We start from the raw sequence: 16,350 nt of genomic DNA, 5'->3' as shown, positions 1-16,350 counted from the left end.
TTCCATGCCGAACTCAGAAGTGAAACGCAGCAGCGCCGATGGTAGTGTGGGGCTTCCCCATGTGAGAGTAGGACACCGCCAAGCTCCAAACAAGAAAGCCCGAGTCTAACGACTTGGGCTTTTTTACGTCTGCTGAAAGCAACATCCCTCCTAAAAGGCCAGCAACAAAGCAGAGTAGGGCACCACTCTTATCATGCTCCCACACTAAACCTGAGTTGAATGACTTGGGCTTATTTACGTCTGCTGAAAGCAACATCTCTCCTTAAAGACCAGCAACAAAGCAGAGTAGGACACCCCTCTTATCATGCTCCCACACTAAACCTGAATCAAATGACTTGGGCTTATTTTCGTCTACTGAAAAGAAAACTTGATACGGCTCTTCCCCGAGCAAGCTCGGCTCTAAAGATCCTGATACGGGTGAGAAGGATTGAGGAGCCGAAATTAAGGATATAGCTTAAAATCGAGCTAAGTCGATATTTTGATCGTCAATCATGATGCTCATTTTATTATTTGTTAATTGTAACACTTGTACATCAATAGGCTCATTTTCATAGCTTTCTGACTTTTTCCCACGCTTTAGGACGATTTTCTTATTCACTTGGAGCTGAAGAAATCCCTCTTCATAATGCCAGGTGCCGATAAGATCAACGGAGTTTTTCGGATCGTTAAGAGATTGATAGCTAAATTGCCGATTTGGTTTAAGGATCAGGGTTGATTTACGCAGTGTACTTGGCGATGTTATCCAGTTGCCTGAAATCATTTCATCTGATTTATTGTCATCATTACTCGTTTGTACTGTGCTGGCAGCTGGCAGTTCATCAACGGGTGGCGGAGCAACAAATTGCACTTGTTTGGCATTCACACCTTTTGGCTTATCTTGAGAAAAGTGTGCAACGCCATTATCATCAACCCATGTATATACCTTGTCAGCATGGGCGCTGTGAGCAAAACATGCTATCAATAACAACAAGTTATATTTTTGTTTCATGCCTTTATCTTTCCTTGAGCAACAATTTAATTTATAAGGATAAGGTTTTTTTTATGAATTGTCAGCGTTGCAGTGATTGGTTTATTAAGAAGTTAGGTCGATGTCATGCTTGTATGTTTCAAACAGGTCTATTGTTCTTTTTGAGTGCTGCGAGTTGGTATTATTTAGATAAGCCCAACAGTGTTGAAGCTATTGCTGCAATGTTTTTCGCTGTCGCTTCTGGGAGTTTATTCTTACTTCATATTTTAGTCTGGTTAGTGCGCCATTTAACGAATAAGAGCTAGGTTGTTGGCTCATATATCGCGCCTAAGATGGCTGCTTGTTGTGCGCCGGTGACGTGCGGTAGATTGCCAGCCTGTTTATCGACTCGTTGTTTAGCGAGCCATGCAAAGGCAATCGCTTCGACATAGTTGGGGTCCATTCCATACTCTATGCTGGAGATCACTTGCCGTCCAGGCAACAATTTCTTAAGTGTTTCGAATAGAGTGTGGTTGTGAATACCACCGCCGCAGATAATGACTCGCTTTACCCCGCTAAATAAATTGATTTGATCGGCAATGGTTTGTGCGGTGAGATACATCAAGGTATGTTGAACATCAACGCTTCGATACTCGGGCTGTAAATACTGCTTTAACCAAGCTAGATTGAAATGTTCTCTACCTGTGCTTTTGGGAGCAGGCAATGCAAAGTAAGGATCTTGCAGCAATGTCTCTAGCAGCTCCGGGATCAGGTTTCCTTGAGCCGCCCAGTGCCCGTTTTTGTCATAGGGATGGTTCAGTTCCTCCTCGATCCAAGCGTTCATTAACATATTACCAGGCCCGGTATCGTAGCCAACGGTGGCTTGTTCTTGTCTCAGCACTGTAATATTCGCAATGCCACCAATGTTTAACACGATATTGGTGCCTTGTTCTGGCGTAAAAATAGCCTGATGAAATGCGGGGACTAACGGTGCGCCTTGGCCTTTGTATGCCATATCCATACGGCGAAGGTCACCGACGGTGGTAATGTTGGTTTGCGCGGCAATGATATTGGCATCGCCGATTTGCAGTGTGAAGGGGAAATCACCACTGGGATGATGATATACGGTTTGGCCATGGCTTCCTATAGCGATGACTTCTTTTGCAGAAATCCCGGCTTGGTAAAGTGTGTTATCCACACATTGAGAGTGAAACAGGCCGATTTGATGGTCTAGCGTGCCAAGTTGTAACAAGGTGAGAGACTGGCCTTGGCAAATGCTTAATATACTCTCTTTCATACCTTTTGGGAGCTCAAAAGTTTGGCTATAAATGGGCTCAATTGGCCAAGATGCGAAATTGACGATGCTAACATCCACACCGTCTAGGCTGGTGCCTGACATCAACCCTATATAGTATTGATGTTTATTATGCGCATTTGCCATGGTGTTTAGTCATCACCTTTGAGTTCGCCTGCAACCATGAGCATGCGCATGAGTTGCGCTAGGCTACGCGCTTTCATTTTGCTCATGATGCGAGAGCGATGTATTTCCACGGTTCCTTGTGCAATATTAAGATCGATCGCGATGACTTTATTGGCATGGCCTTGAGCGACCAAGTCCATAATCTCGCGCTCTCGCTTAGTCAGAGAGGCGATACGCTGATCTATTTCATGTTTTTTAGTAAGATCATGGCGTTGCTCTTTGTCTTGGGCGAGGGCTTTGTCGATTTTTTCTAACAGCTCAAACTCACGAAATGGTTTTTCCATGAAGTCAAAGGCGCCTTTTTGCATCGCCTCAACAGCCATTGCGATATCACCGTGGCCGGTGATGAATATGATGGGTAAGAGTGCATTAAGTTCGTTTAATTTGTCTTGTACCACCATTCCGGACAGGCCCGGCATTCGGATGTCTAGCAAAATGCAGCCATGTTGTTCTTCAAAGTCGTCGAGAAACTGCTGACCGTCGCTGTAGCTTTTAAACTGATGGCCGACGCTGGCAACCATCATTTCAAGCATTTCTCGGATGGATTCATCATCATCTATGATATAGATAATCGGGCTTTCTTGGCTCATTTAGATGCACTCTCCTGATTTGGACTTAATGGCAGTTGTATTGAGAAGCAAGCGCCTTTGTTTGCTTCACTAGTCACCATAATATTGCCGCCGTGGGCTTCAATAATACTATGACAAATCGACAAGCCAACTCCCATTCCTTGTTCTTTTGTGGTGATAAAAGGCTTAAATAGGTTTTGCATCACTTTGGGTGCCAAACCTGGGCCATTATCGGCGATATGAATCATGACTATTTGATTAAGTTCTTCTATCCTGACCTTCACCTGCGCATCGTGTTGTTGTTTTAATGCTTCGATGGCATTGCGTATCAGGTTAATCAGCACTTGTTGTAATTGCACCTTGTCCACGTCCATAGAAGGGGAAGGTGACTGCGCTTCAAAGTCAATTTTAACTTGCGTTTTTGTTGCCATATCTTGCAGCATGGCGATAGATTCTGCGACTAGCAGGGTGGCTTTATGTGAGCCACGTTGTGGTGTTCGATCTCTTACAAACTCTCGTGTGCGTCTTATGATTTCAGAGGCGCGCATGGCCTCACTGGATACCTTCTCTAAGGTTTTTTCAACCATCGGGGTGTTGATTGGATCTTGGCCTACGAGCCGCTTACAGATATCGGCAAATCCAGTAATGCTGGCTAAGGGCTGATTTAACTCATGGGCTAAAGAGGTGGCCATCTCGCCCATAGTAAAAACGCGATCAAGTTGTGCTAACTGTTGATTTTGATTGATTATTTTTTCTTGTAGCTGAGCCCTCTCTTGGCTGGCTAGCCGCTCTGCTTGATGGGCATCGAACAACCTTTGTTGCATCGCATTGATGGCGATGGCCAATTTATCCATGTCATCGGGTTGCTGTTTGCCGGTGCGGTTGAGTTGGATTGGATGCGGTGGTTGATCTGGCGTTACCCGCTCTAAGTTGGCCACAATTTTAACGAGGTGGCGACCCACTAATCTATCGATAAGAAATAGCATAAACAGCATAACAGCGAAGGTTTTGATCGCATTGAACAGCAATGTCATCGCTGCGGCATTGACCAGCTCTTGATAAATATCATGAAGGTCGGCAGTGACAGTGAGTATGCCGAGCTCTCGTTGCTTGTCTCGATGTTGATGGTGAATTGGAAAGCTATATACCTTCACCCAGTCATGTTCGATAACGCCTGAACTAAATCGTTGACCGTCGACGAGGGCGAGATGTGTTTTGACGATATAGGGTTGGCTGAGGACTCCCTCAAGTTGCAACCGAATGAGTTTATCATCGTAATCCCAAATACTTTCACTTAAGCTATTCAACAATGAATTTTTAATAATCTGCTCGGACTGATTCAACTGGTTGATATCGCGTGAGTATTGGGTATACAAGGTGATGGAAGTGAGGATAAGGGTGATAATTGAGCTACAAAGCACGGTGCCAATGATGAGCTTCTTTGCCAACACACTGTCTTTATAGATGGTTTTCAAGTTTTCCCCCCCTTAAAATATGGGTGTGCGTATGATTACTGTTTATGGGCTAATGCCTGGATTAACCTATGGTTAAATCGTTAACTTTCGGGTTAACCTATGGGAAATCCCTAATTCAGAAGTGCGTTATTCGCCCTTATCATTAACCTATCACTTCATCATGTAGACATTAATCATGAAAATTGGCTTGTTAGGCTATCAAAGCGTGCCTGATGTATTCTCCACTTGGCTGGAGTCTTCTGATATTGAAATTAAGCAGTATAAATCGACTGCTGAATTTGTTCTTGACCAGAAAAAGTCACTTTTAGCGATGCTTGTGTCAACATTTCAATTAGATAGCGGATCAATTGTATCACTAATCGAACAATATCCAGATATTGCTCAGGATGTTAATGTAGTGGTGACCGAGTGTAAAGGAGTGAATCAAGCTGTTCAAGCCATGCAGGTGGGGGCAAAAGAGGCGCTACCTGATAAAATTCAATCAACTAAGTTAATGGCATTGGGTCATCAGTACGGAAACCATTAAGCCTCCGAATTATCGCCTACAAGCAAGTGCTTGATCGCGCAGTTTTTTATTTTTTACTTACCCAACTTCAGTTTTTTCGGTTATAAGTCATAGTAGGGCTGTTGGTCGTCGAGGTAAGTTTGCTTAAGCATATAGAGATAGTCGGATTCAGAGGTATCGCGAGGTTATCACTTGAGTTATCGTCGACTTGCGTCTTAATCGGTGAAAATGCGTGGGGTAAGTCCAGTCTATTAGATGCCTTAAGCTTGCTGCTCAATAGTGCTCAGCGCTTATACAAATTTCACCTAGAAGACTTTCATGTTGCGCCTGAAACAGAGATAACTCATCGCCAAATCACCCTAGTGCTTACATTCGAGGAAGCGCATGTTGGTCAACATCTACGCGCGCGATTTCGATCTATTGCCCCGTTGTGGATAGGTGCCCCTAAATACAAAAAGCGTATTTACTACCAAGTCGAAGGCAGTTTAGGTGAAGATAATCAAGTCCATACCCAGCGTGCTTTCCTCAATAGTCAAGGGGATGTGTTAGCCCTTGAGAATACCAATGAGCTAGCCAAGCAATTAATGTCATTCTTTCCTGTGTTAAGGATCAGTCAAGAGTGCAGCCTGCAGCCATGGATGTCTGATATTGCAGATACTTCGGAACGCATTCAATCTGAGCTATTAGTGGAAAAGACTGTGCTTCGCTTGCATGCTTCCTCGCAACCACTGCCCGAGCGAGAACTGAAGCAAGCCATCATGGCGACCAAGTATCTTTTTGAACACTATTTAACCCCCCGCTTTACCTTAGCCGATCAACCTAGCCAGCCACGAAAAGTACGTGAAATGGGCTTAAAGCCGATCTCATTTCGTGCGATTGACGATTTCAGTGAGTTGTTAAAAGTCACGGCTGGCAAACATAACCGGGCCGCTTTGTTGGTATTACTCGGCTCTTTCTTAAGGGCGCGAGGGCCAAGCTTGCTGCGCAGAGGAAGTAGTCCAATCTTATTGGTTGAAGATCCCGAAGCCCGCTTACACCCCATTAATCTACTCACTAGTTGGGCTTTTTTGGATCAACTTCCGATTCAAAAGTTGGTGACCACCAATTCATGTGACTTATTGGCGGCCTTTAAGTTAGACGATATTGTTCGCCTTGTGCGCCATTTTGATAGAACGTTAGTACACACTTTGAATGAAGCCATGTTTGCCAGTGATGAATTTAGGCGGATCGCATTCCATGTCAGAATCAATCGCCCTGCGAGTTTACTCGCGCGGTGTTGGCTATTGGTTGAAGGCGAAACTGAACTCTGGCTACTGACGGAACTGGCCCGAGTATGTGGCTTTAGTTTTGCTGCCGAGGGAGTGCGCATCGTTGAGTTTGCTCAATGTGGTTTACCGCCTTTGATTAAGGTCGCAAAGGATTTTGGTATCGAATGGCACTTATTAACCGATGGTGACGAAGCGGGTAAAAAATACAGTGCGCAGGCTAAGGCATTGCTTGGGCATGAGGGGCTTAGAGAGCGGTTAACTTGTTTACCCGACAAGGATATTGAACATTTTTTGTTCAACAATGGTTTTAGTGATGTGTATTTACGCCAAGGCAAAGTGAAGCGACCCGAGCTGGATAAGCTCGGGATCACTAAGGTCATTGATAAGGCGATAGGTCGAAGCTCTAAACCTCGTTTAGCGTTAGCCATTGCCGAAGCGGTTGAATTAAACGGACGAGATTCAGTGCCGTTATTGCTAAGACGTATGTTGAATCGCCTTATCGCCTTAGCAAGGAGTCAAGCCGGTTAAGATCAATCTTCGTATTGATAAATAAGCGTGTGCTCGTTACCTGTTAAGGTTAATTGATTACCCTCTAAGCTCGCGGTGCTCCATTGGGATAAGGTCGCGCTGACTTTTTGCTCAATTTGATCTAACCCTTCTGGACACATCATCATGGTCATGCCCATATTTTCAATCTTCAATTGGCCATCTTGCCATTGTGCTTGACCAAAAAAGTTATTACATCCTGCTACACCATTAGCCTTTAGGGAAGTGTCTAATTGCAATTGCGGTATTTTATTACCAAGCGGTGTAATGGATTCCCCATCTACGCTGACTAATTGCCACTTTTGTCCTGTGATGTCCTCTACGCTTACGGTTTGATGAGTATCATTGCTTGCACATGCGCTAAGGAAAAGGGTGGCTGCGGCTAGGGGAAGAAGACGTAATGTCATAAGTCACTCCAATAATTATCAATAGGAAATAGTTTGTTGCTATGTAAACAGAGTAATACAGTATCGGGGTTGACTAAATTTAGGATTATGCTGATTTTTATATGTATTTTATATTTACATTCCAATATATCTTGTTGAAATAGATTATGTCTCTATTTTTTTTGCTGTGGTTGCTGCCATATTTTTAAAGGGACAACATTCACCGCGGTGTCGTAGCCTATCGTATAAAGTCGCTTCTTGTCTTCCATCGACATATGAAAATCAACCGGGGAGGTGTTGCCCGTGTTAACGACTATGGTTCGATGCCAGAACTTTTCATTTACGTATTCTCTTGAAATCGTGGTCATAAAGGTTCTGATTAGCAAGGAAATATATGAGGCTAAAGGAAACAGCTTATTGGTGTTGATGGGGTGAGTATCGCCATCACCGCGTAGACGAAAGCAAATCACCGGCGTGCCATTCTCCGCCCAGTCTTGATGTAAGGCATCTTCAGAGAGAATACTGCCATCCACCATCAAATGATTCTCGTAAGGCTTAAAGGCAAAAATGAGTGGGATAGACATGGAAAAGCGAACCGCACGGGATACTTTTTCATTGGGTGTATTCAGTGCATCGAACACCACGGGGGTGCCGGAGCGTACGTCGGTGGCGACCACATGCAGATTAATAGGGAGATCGGCAAAGCGCTTACCTCCGAGTTGATGGTCTAACCAAGCTTCAAATTTATCACCGGAGCATAGCCCACCGTTACGCAGCAAACTGAGTAAAGAAAAGCCTTTGAACTGCTCAAAGTCGGTGTCTAATGCGATGCCTTTTATTGTGTCTAGGCTTAAGCCACTGGCATACAGCGAGCTGATAATACTGCCACCAGACACGCCAACAAGGTGATCAAAGTGCACTTCTAAATCATGAAGGGCTTGTAAAATACCAATATGAGCGGGCAGGCGAGTGCCTCCGCCCGCAAAAATGGGCACTAAATAGCGCTCACCCGTATTACCATTCGTCTGTGGCCAAGGTGTTGTGCTCAAGGGGGATGAGCTGGAACCGACGAAAGAAGAAGACTCTGAGCCAGGGGGCATTTCCCGATTATGATGATTGTTTGCTTGATTCATGTAGAGACAACTCCAGCATCGACATATTAAAAGTATGGAGTAATTTTCAATTCTTGCCCGATACGATCGGCTAAACTTAGCTTAATACTTTGTCAAAACAGGCAAAAAAATGAATTGTGTACGGCATTTAAGCGTCGCTTTGTTGATCATACACTTGGGCTTTAGCCAAACCGCCTTTGCTAACTTGGCGAACACGGTCGCGCGAGTTAAGGCATCCATTGTTGCGGTGGGAAGTCATAGTCCTATCGGCAGCCCCCAATCCGAGTTCAGTGGTACCGGCTTTGTGGTGGGTGACGGCAGTTTAATCGTGACCAACTATCATGTGGTGCCCAGTGATCTTAACGCCAGTAAACGAGAGCAGTTGGTGGTGTTTGTCGGCCAGGGCCGTAAGCCTAAGGTATATGATGCCGAACTGATTGCGTCAGACCGAGTACATGATTTAGCGATATTGAAAGTAAAGGGGGTAAAATTAACGCCCCTGCGCCTCGGAAATGATAGTCATGTTCGCGAAGGGCAAAGTATTGCCTTCACCGGTTATCCTATTGGCGCGATTTTGGGGCTCTATGCTGCGACTCATCGTGGCATTATATCGGCGATCACGCCGATTGCGACGCCACAAATCAGTAGTCAACAAATTACGCCACAAATGATTAAGCAGTTACGTAAACCATACAAGGTGTTTCAGCTAGATGCGACAGCTTACCCTGGCAATAGTGGTAGCCCGGTATACGATCCTGAGACAGGGTTAGTGATAGGCGTGATTAATAAAGTTTTTGTGCAAGGCTCAAAGGAAGCCGCATTAACCCATCCGAGCGGCATCTCCTATGCCATTCCTATTCGTTATGCGAAAGCCTTGTTGAAATAAAAAAGGCCGTATTGCACGGCCTTGTTTCTTTCTCGATTACAGAATAAAACGACTGAGATCTTCGTCTTCAACGAGTTCGTCTAGGGCTTTTATAACATAATCTTTATCAATGATGATACTTTCACCATCACGATCAGATGCGTCAAAAGACAAGGACTCCATTAGACGCTCCATCACGGTATGTAAGCGACGTGCACCTATGTTTTCTGTTTTCTCATTGACACGCCAAGCCGCATCAGCGATATGGCGAATGCCTTCTTCGGTAAATTCAACCTTAACCCCTTCGGTTGCCATTAGGGCAGCATATTGCTCGGTTAATGAAGCGTGTGGCTCGGTTAAAATACGGACAAAATCGTCGGCTTTGAGGGCCTCTAGCTCAACGCGTATAGGCAGTCGACCTTGCAGTTCAGGGATCAAATCCGATGGCTTCGCGACTTGGAAGGCTCCTGATGCGATAAACAAGATATGATCGGTGCGGATCATACCGTGTTTGGTGCTCACGGTTGAGCCTTCAACCAAGGGGAGTAAATCACGCTGAACCCCTTCGCGAGACACATCTGGGCCTGAACTGTCGCCACGTTTACAAATCTTATCGATTTCATCAATGAAGACGATGCCGTTGTTTTCCGCAGCAAAAATCGCTTTTTCTTTGAGCTCTTCTGGGTTAATCAGTTTGCCCGCTTCTTCTTCGACTAAGGCTTTAAGGGCCTCTTTCACCTTTAGCTTACGCTTCTTGGTGGTATTGTTGCCCGACAGGTTTTGGAACATGCCTTGTAATTGGTTGGTCATTTCTTCCATGCCCGGAGGAGCCATGATTTCCACGCCTACTTGTGGCGCCGCAACCTCTATCTCGATTTCTTTATCATCAAGCTGGCCTTCGCGCAGCTTTTTGCGAAATACTTGACGAGCATGGCCATCTTCCGGTTTGTTATCACTGCTATCCCAACTGGTTTTGGCTGGTGGTAGCAGGGCATCAAGAATACGCTCTTCCGCTTGTTCTTCGGCGCGAAATTTCACCTTTTCCATTTCTTGTTCACGGGTGATCTTTAGGGCGACATCGGCTAAATCGCGAATGATGGTTTCGACTTCTTTACCGACATAGCCCACCTCGGTGAACTTAGTGGCTTCTACCTTAATAAAAGGTGCGTTAGCGAGTTTTGCCAAACGGCGAGCAATTTCGGTTTTACCTACACCCGTTGGGCCTATCATTAGGATGTTTTTGGGCGTGACTTCTTGGCGGATGCTAGGCTCTAATTGCATACGACGCCAGCGGTTACGCAATGCAATTGAAACCGCTCGTTTGGCGTTGTCTTGACCTATGATATGGTCATCTAATTCACTTACTATCTCTCTCGGCGTCATTTCAGACATAATATCAATCCTGTTTTAGGGCCAGCTGAGTGTAACGGGTCAGCTGACAAAAATGGGTTAGTATTCCAGTACTTCAATGGTCTGGTTGGTGTTGGTATAAACACAAATGTTGCCCGCAATCGTTAGCGCTTTTTCAACAATCGCATCGGCTTCTAGGTCGGTATTTTCAAGTAGGGCAAGAGCGGCAGATTGGGCGAATGCGCCCCCTGAGCCAATGGCGATCAAATCATGCTCAGGCTGCACCACGTCACCATTGCCGGTAATAATATAAGACTTTTCTTTGTCAGCAACGGCGAGCAAGGCTTCTAATTTGCGCAGCATGCGATCGGTGCGCCAATCTTTGGCGAGTTCAACCGCGGCACGCTCTAAATGACCTTGGTGAGCTTGGAGTTTGGCTTCAAAGCGCTCTAACAGGGTGAATGCGTCGGCGGTGCCACCGGCAAATCCAGCCAAAACCTGACCATTATAAAGGCGATGAACTTTACGGGCGTTACCCTTCATTACTGTATTGCCTAGGGAGACTTGGCCATCGCCACCAATTACCACTTTATTACCACGGCGAACTGAAACTATCGTAGTCACGGGATACCTCATCAGTATTCAAGCGCAAGATAACTTGCAAGATAAAAAACAAGATGGGGGAGGGAGAGTGCATTTTCAAGCGTGGTGAGGGTTTTTCCCTAAAAAAATCCCCACCTAAGTGGGGAGGGTTGGTTTATTTTGGCAGGGGACCTTGCCACTGCCAGATTTGACAGTTGCGAATGCCGGCTCGGTTGAGTTTATGTGAGTCGGTTTGTGCTAAGCGCTTACGCTCGTATGGCCCTAAAATCACTTTATACCAAATTCCTGAGTTGCCATTTACTTTTCGCACTTGGCTTTCTAAACCTTGAAAAGCAATTTTTGCTTTGAGTGTTTCAGCTTGATCCATGGCTCTAAATGAACCACATTGCATCTGATACGGAATCGCGGGCGGTGGATCATCGGGTACATCCACTTCCACTTCTTTATTTTCTAGTTGCTCAATGTAATCCCACTTCTCTTTTGGTTTTTCAGGCAAGGGCTTTTCGGTTGCGCTTGTCTTCGGTTTTGGTTTGGGAGTCGGTTTGATTATAGGTTCGCTGACTTCATCTTGTTGCGCTGAGCCACTGATGCTGTAAAGAAAATAACCAAAGCCCGATAATCCCAATGTGGCTAGGACAATAGCAACGATGGGCAGGCGCTTTGGTCCAGCAGACTTGGCAGGACTACGCTTGGTATTACTTTTACGTTTTTTCGGTTGATTACCGACGTAGTCCCGTGCCATTACATACGCTCCAAAGTATCAATGCCAAGTAAGTTTAGGCCTTGCTTTAAGGTGCGCGCTGTTAACCAAGCCAGTTTCAAGCGGCTTTGCTTTTGCGCTTCATCTTCGGCTTTCAATATTGGACAGGCTTCGTAGAAGCTTGAGAATAATCCCGCTAACTCGTACAAGTAGTTACATAATAAATGTGGGTAACCTAGGCGTGCTACGCTGGCGATCACTTCATTAAACTGAACGAGTTTGCCCGCGAGATCCGTTTCCTTTTCATGGCCTAAGATCACTTGACCCGTTAGCTGCTCGGGTTGGATCTCCGCTTTTTCAAACACACTCGCCACTCGGGTGTAAGCGTATAACAGATAAGGCGCCGTGTTGCCTTCAAAGCTCAGCATTTGATCAAAGCTGAACATGTAATCGCTGGTGCGGTTCTTCGACAGATCAGCATATTTCACCGAGGCAATGCCCACGACATCGGCAATATTGCGCAAGTCTTGCTCTGCCATGTCTGGGTTTTTCGACTTAACCAAGTCGTAAGCACGATTTTGCGCTTCGGTTAAAAGATCCGCTAGCTTGGCCACTGTGCCAGAGCGGGTTTTAAATGGTTTGCCGTCTTCGCCCATCACGGTGCCAAATGGCATGTGCTCTAGGCTGGTTTCCGGCTTAACAAAGTTGGCTTTACGTGCAACGGTGAACACCTGTTGGAAGTGCAAGCCTTGGCGAGCATCAACAAAATACAACACGCGATCGGCATTAAGCTCTTTTTGACGATAACGCATTGCAGCTAAGTCTGTGGTTGCGTATAGGTAACCACCGTCTTTTTTCTGGATGATCACCGGCAGTGGCTCGCCTTCTTTATTTTTGAACTCTTCAAGGAAGACACAGTTTGCCCCTTGGTCTTGTTGTAATAAACCAAGTTGGTCTAAGTCGGCCACCACTTGTGGCAGATCATCATTGTAAGCACTTTCACCGCGAACGTCGCTGCGCTTAAGGCTAACGCCCAGACGGTCGTAGGTTTCTTGACAGTGTGACAAGCTCACTTCGTTAAATTCACGCCATAGCTTGTTACAATGCTCATCACCGCTTTGTAGTTCAACCACTAGGTTACGCGCACGAGTTGCAAACTCTTCTGATTCATCAAAACGTTGCTTGGCGGCGCGGTAGAACACTTCTAAGTTGGAAAGGTTAGAATCGATCTCTTCACCCTTGGCTTGTAGTTCTTCCATATAGGCGAGCAGCATGCCAAATTGAGTGCCCCAGTCACCTACGTGGTTTTGACGAATGAGGTGATGGCCTTGAAATTCAAGGGTGCGTGTTACGGCGTCACCGATAATAGATGAGCGTAAATGACCCACGTGCATTTCTTTGGCTAAGTTTGGCGATGAGTAATCCACCACAATCGTTTGTGGGGCTTCGACTTGATTTATGCCTAGGCGCTCATCCGCCAGCGCCACCTCAATTTGCTCGACTAACCAAGCTGGGTTTAAAAAGAAGTTGATAAAACCTGGGCCTGCGATATCTACCTTAGTGATTAGGCTTGACGCTGGGAGGTTGTCGATGATCAATTGCGCTAATTCACGCGGGTTCTTACCGGCTGCTTTGGCGAGCATCATTGCCAGGTTAGTGGCTAGATCACCATGGGCTTTGTCTTTGGTTCGGTCAACTTGAATGCGAGGCTCAGCTTCTGCTGGGATAATGCCTTGTTGCTTTAGGGATGCGACTGTTTGCTCAAGTAGTTGTTGAAGTTGCTGTTTCATTCAGGATGACCGCCAATAAATCGAGACTAAAAAAATAAGAGCCTGATTTTAACGTGTCTGCGCCGCGAAAACCAGAACGGAAACGGGCGCAAGGCAAGCGAAGGACGGGTTTAAATAAAGTCGGTTGGGTCAATATCCAAAGACCAACGCACTTTGAGCCCTGACTTTATTTTTTCCACCTCAGACATGCATGAGCCGAGTAAACCCGCAATCAGCGCTCGGTTAGGCGCTTGAATTAACAATTGAAAGCGATACTTGCCCGCGCGGCGTTCCATAATGGCTGGCATTGGCCCAATCAACTCAATTTGCGGGTATTGCTGGACGTAAGGCTCAAAGATAGCCTTCATCTCTTCGAGAAAGGTGAGAGGCAAGTTGGCATAAGTCGCTTCGGCGCGAAATAAGGCTTGAAAGGAAAATGGGGGCAGCAAGGCATCTTGGCGTTCGGTGAGGGCGCTGCGGGCAAAGTCTTGATAGCCATTATTGACCAGATCTTGCAGTAAATAATGCTCGGGATGATGACTTTGTAATACCACTTGGCCGGGTTTGCTAGCGCGTCCTGCCCGCCCCGCAACTTGGGTAAACAGTTGAGCCAGTTTTTCTGGGGCGCGAAAATCACTGCTAAATAATGAGCTATCCACATCGAGGATGCCAACTAAGGTGACATCGGGAAAATGGTGTCCCTTGGCGAGCATTTGCGTGCCGATCAATATTTGATATTCGCCTTTTTGAATGCCGTCTAAATAGTCGGCTAAGCTGCCCTTGCGGCGGGTGCTGTCGCGATCAATACGCACCGCTTTGTATTGGCTAAATAGCTCAGCAAGGGTTTGCTCGAGTTGCTCGGTGCCCACGCCCGCGCCAACCAATTGCGTTGAGCCACAATCCTCACATTGATAAGGCACGCTTCGGTGGCTATTACAATGATGACAAATCATGGCGTTATCGCCTTGGTGCCAAGTGTAAAAGGCGTCACAGCGCTGACATTTGGCCAGCCAACCGCATTCATGACACAGCAAGGCTGGCGCATAGCCGCGACGATTTAAAAACAGCATCACCTGATTGCCTTGCTTTAGGTGTTTGTGCATTAGCTCCATCAGTTGCGGTGATAGGCCGGCGCTCAATGACACATTTTTAATATCTTGCAAGTAATGACGTGCGTGTTGGGCATTGCCGGCGCGTTGCTTGAGGCTTAAATGATGATATTTACCGGTTAAGGCGTTATTTAAACTTTCTAACGACGGCGTCGCCGAGCCCAGCACTATGGGGACTTGTTCGCGCATAGCGCGCATCACGGCCAAGTCGCGGGCATGATAGCGAAACATTTCTTGTTGTTTAAACGAGCTATCGTGCTCTTCGTCTATGATGATGATACCAAGGTGACGTGTCGGGGTGAAAATGGCACTGCGCGTGCCAATGACGATGGCAGCACTGCCCTCACGACCGTGTAGCCACGTGTCTAAACGCTCGCGATCCGTTAGCTCTGAATGAACCAAATAAATAGGCACGTTAAAGCGTGATTTAAAGCGGGCCACGGTTTGCGGTGTTAAGCCAATCTCGGGTACTAACACCAGCGCTTGCTTGCCCTGACTTAACACGTGTTCGATCAGGTTCAAATATACTTCGGTTTTACCGCTACCGGTGACGCCTTCAAGTAGGTAACAGGCAAATTTATCTGCGCTGTTAATACTAGCCACGGCAACGGCTTGCTCGGAATTGAGCTCAGGCTTGGTTTCACTGAGCCCAAAGTCAGTATACCAATCCCTCTGATATAGTGCTTGTTGTTGGGTTTTCTCGGCCAGTCCTTTTTTGGCTAGGGCATTTAAGGTAGCGGAGCTGACCTCAGCTAAATTGAGCTCACTGCTGGTTAGGCTTTTTCCTTTTAGTAGGGACCATGCAATGAGTTGTTTTGGACTGCGTTTGAATTGGCTTGGTTCGGCCTGTAATCCCAGCGGAGTTAGCTGCCATAGGGGAGTGGGCTTTAATTGATCGGGTTCACCTTGTTTTAGTAGGGCTGGCAAGGCTTGTGCAATGACATCGCCAATCGGGTGATGATAGTAGTCACTGGCCCATTGGAATAGCTTAAGCATAGCTGGCGGTACGATTGGCTGAGTATCAATCACTTCAGTCAGGGATTTTAATTTAGCGATATCAAATTCGCTGGTGGTCTTTACCTCAATCACTAAGCCAATTTTATCTTTATTGCGAAAGGGGGCTTTGACCCTGCAGCCAACCTCAACCTGCCAGCTTTCAGGGATCTGATAATCAAAATGTCGACGTAGGGGCACAGGTAAGGCTAGGGTACAAATCATAGTCGCTTCGCAATCAAGTTAACTGGGCTTAGTGTAACGGCAAGCTAGTTAAAATAAGAGTGCAAATATCGCAAAGCAAAGCTTGCTAGCTTGCAATTGATGGATTATTATTCGCACCCTAAATTTCACGTGCATATTTGCACTTTATTAATGACGTGTGGTATCTGGCAAAATTTGACCAGATGGCGACACGGCCCTGATGAGGTTATCCCTATGAAAGCTGGTATCCACCCAGAATACAAAGAAGTGACTGCGACTTGTTCTTGTGGCAACGTAATCACAACTAAGTCTACCGTTGGTAAAGATCTAAACCTAGACGTATGTGGTGCATGTCACCCATTCTACACTGGTACTCAACGTGTTGTTGATACTGGTGGTCGTGTTGACAAATTCAAGAAGCGTTTTGCAGTACTTGGCAAGAAGTAAGCTTGCAAAATGTTCAAATAAAG

At 46.0% G+C, this 16,350-nt stretch carries 16 protein-coding genes and 1 rRNA gene; 6 read left to right on the top strand and 11 right to left on the bottom strand.

Going from position 1 to position 16,350, the window contains the following annotated elements; all coding sequences use genetic code 11:
• Positions 1–84, top strand: a 5S ribosomal RNA gene (rrf, locus tag K6Y21_RS21450); the annotation flags it as partial.
• Positions 85–454: 370 nt separating this feature from the next.
• Here rrf and K6Y21_RS04855 read toward each other — a convergent pair.
• Positions 455–988 carry a DUF4124 domain-containing protein gene (locus K6Y21_RS04855; protein ID WP_233070642.1) on the bottom strand — a complete coding sequence of 178 codons (534 nt, stop codon included), beginning with the start codon at positions 986–988 and terminating at the stop codon, positions 455–457.
• Between K6Y21_RS04855 and K6Y21_RS21445 the strand changes: the two genes are divergently transcribed.
• Positions 913–1,272 carry a DUF3624 domain-containing protein gene (locus K6Y21_RS21445; RefSeq protein ID WP_432757976.1) on the top strand — a complete coding sequence of 120 codons (360 nt, stop codon included), beginning with the start codon at positions 913–915 and terminating at the stop codon, positions 1,270–1,272. The genes K6Y21_RS04855 and K6Y21_RS21445 overlap by 76 nt on opposite strands.
• Here the strand turns inward: K6Y21_RS21445 and K6Y21_RS04850 are convergent.
• Genes K6Y21_RS04850 through K6Y21_RS04840 form a run of 3 tightly spaced genes read right to left on the bottom strand, consistent with a single transcriptional unit; the run spans position 1,269 to position 4,470 of the window.
• The gene (locus K6Y21_RS04850) at positions 1,269–2,387 is read right to left on the bottom strand and encodes an anhydro-N-acetylmuramic acid kinase (RefSeq protein ID WP_233070641.1); all 1,119 of its coding nucleotides are present in this window, start codon (positions 2,385–2,387) and stop codon (positions 1,269–1,271) included. The genes K6Y21_RS21445 and K6Y21_RS04850 overlap by 4 nt on opposite strands.
• Before the next feature lie 5 nt (positions 2,388–2,392).
• Entirely contained in the window at positions 2,393–3,016 is a 624-nt protein-coding gene (locus K6Y21_RS04845) for a response regulator transcription factor (RefSeq protein ID WP_233070640.1), read from the bottom strand.
• On the bottom strand, positions 3,013–4,470 hold the full coding sequence (locus K6Y21_RS04840) for a sensor histidine kinase (protein ID WP_233070639.1): 1,458 nt from the start codon (positions 4,468–4,470) through the stop codon (positions 3,013–3,015). Before K6Y21_RS04840 ends, K6Y21_RS04845 begins: the two co-directional genes overlap by 4 nt.
• A 175-nt stretch (positions 4,471–4,645) precedes the next feature.
• Between K6Y21_RS04840 and K6Y21_RS04835 the strand changes: the two genes are divergently transcribed.
• Together K6Y21_RS04835 and K6Y21_RS04830 are read left to right on the top strand one after the other, a co-directional pair.
• Positions 4,646–4,996, top strand: a complete 351-nt coding sequence (locus K6Y21_RS04835; protein WP_233070638.1) for a hypothetical protein — start codon at positions 4,646–4,648, stop codon at positions 4,994–4,996.
• A 119-nt stretch (positions 4,997–5,115) separates the two neighbouring features.
• Complete coding sequence (locus tag K6Y21_RS04830) at positions 5,116–6,771, top strand: DUF2813 domain-containing protein (RefSeq protein ID WP_233070637.1); 1,656 nt, start codon at positions 5,116–5,118, stop codon at positions 6,769–6,771.
• Between the two features lie 2 nt (positions 6,772–6,773).
• On the opposite strand, the gene K6Y21_RS04825 is transcribed toward K6Y21_RS04830, so the two are convergent.
• Positions 6,774–7,196 (bottom strand): META domain-containing protein, encoded by a 423-nt coding sequence (locus K6Y21_RS04825; protein ID WP_233070636.1) that lies wholly within the window; start codon positions 7,194–7,196, stop codon positions 6,774–6,776.
• A 152-nt stretch (positions 7,197–7,348) separates the two neighbouring features.
• Positions 7,349–8,308 carry a patatin-like phospholipase family protein gene (locus tag K6Y21_RS04820; RefSeq protein ID WP_233070635.1) on the bottom strand — a complete coding sequence of 320 codons (960 nt, stop codon included), beginning with the start codon at positions 8,306–8,308 and terminating at the stop codon, positions 7,349–7,351.
• 109 nt (positions 8,309–8,417) lie between these two features.
• On the opposite strand from K6Y21_RS04820, the gene K6Y21_RS04815 reads away from it, so the two are divergent.
• Positions 8,418–9,173, top strand: a complete 756-nt coding sequence (locus K6Y21_RS04815) for a S1C family serine protease (protein WP_233070634.1) — start codon at positions 8,418–8,420, stop codon at positions 9,171–9,173.
• A 36-nt stretch (positions 9,174–9,209) separates the two neighbouring features.
• Here K6Y21_RS04815 and hslU read toward each other — a convergent pair whose 3' ends face one another.
• From hslU to priA, 5 genes are all read right to left on the bottom strand, one after another.
• Positions 9,210–10,544, bottom strand: coding sequence for an ATP-dependent protease ATPase subunit HslU (gene hslU, locus K6Y21_RS04810; protein WP_233070633.1), 1,335 nt, complete (start codon positions 10,542–10,544; stop codon positions 9,210–9,212).
• Between the two features lie 57 nt (positions 10,545–10,601).
• Positions 10,602–11,126 (bottom strand): ATP-dependent protease subunit HslV, encoded by a 525-nt coding sequence (hslV, locus tag K6Y21_RS04805; RefSeq protein WP_233070632.1) that lies wholly within the window; start codon positions 11,124–11,126, stop codon positions 10,602–10,604.
• A gap of 133 nt (positions 11,127–11,259) precedes the next feature.
• Positions 11,260–11,847: an SPOR domain-containing protein gene (locus K6Y21_RS04800; protein WP_233070631.1), complete on the bottom strand. Its 588-nt coding sequence runs from the start codon at positions 11,845–11,847 to the stop codon at positions 11,260–11,262.
• The gene (gene argS / locus K6Y21_RS04795; protein ID WP_233070630.1) at positions 11,847–13,595 is read right to left on the bottom strand and encodes an arginine--tRNA ligase; all 1,749 of its coding nucleotides are present in this window, start codon (positions 13,593–13,595) and stop codon (positions 11,847–11,849) included. The genes K6Y21_RS04800 and argS overlap by 1 nt, the downstream gene beginning before the upstream one ends.
• 110 nt (positions 13,596–13,705) lie before the next feature.
• Positions 13,706–15,901, bottom strand: a complete 2,196-nt coding sequence (gene priA, locus K6Y21_RS04790) for a primosomal protein N' (RefSeq protein WP_233070629.1) — start codon at positions 15,899–15,901, stop codon at positions 13,706–13,708.
• Positions 15,902–16,114: 213 nt separating this feature from the next.
• Between priA and rpmE the strand changes: the two genes are divergently transcribed.
• Positions 16,115–16,327 (top strand): 50S ribosomal protein L31, encoded by a 213-nt coding sequence (gene rpmE / locus K6Y21_RS04785; RefSeq protein WP_233070628.1) that lies wholly within the window; start codon positions 16,115–16,117, stop codon positions 16,325–16,327.
• Positions 16,328–16,350: the final 23 nt, after the last annotated feature.

This window comes from Motilimonas eburnea, assembly GCF_021295345.1.
In the GTDB taxonomy this organism is placed as follows: domain Bacteria; phylum Pseudomonadota; class Gammaproteobacteria; order Enterobacterales; family CBDFNC01; genus Motilimonas; species Motilimonas eburnea.
The sequence above is the reverse complement of the archived record's forward strand: the minus strand, read 5'-3'. Positions and strand labels throughout refer to the sequence as shown.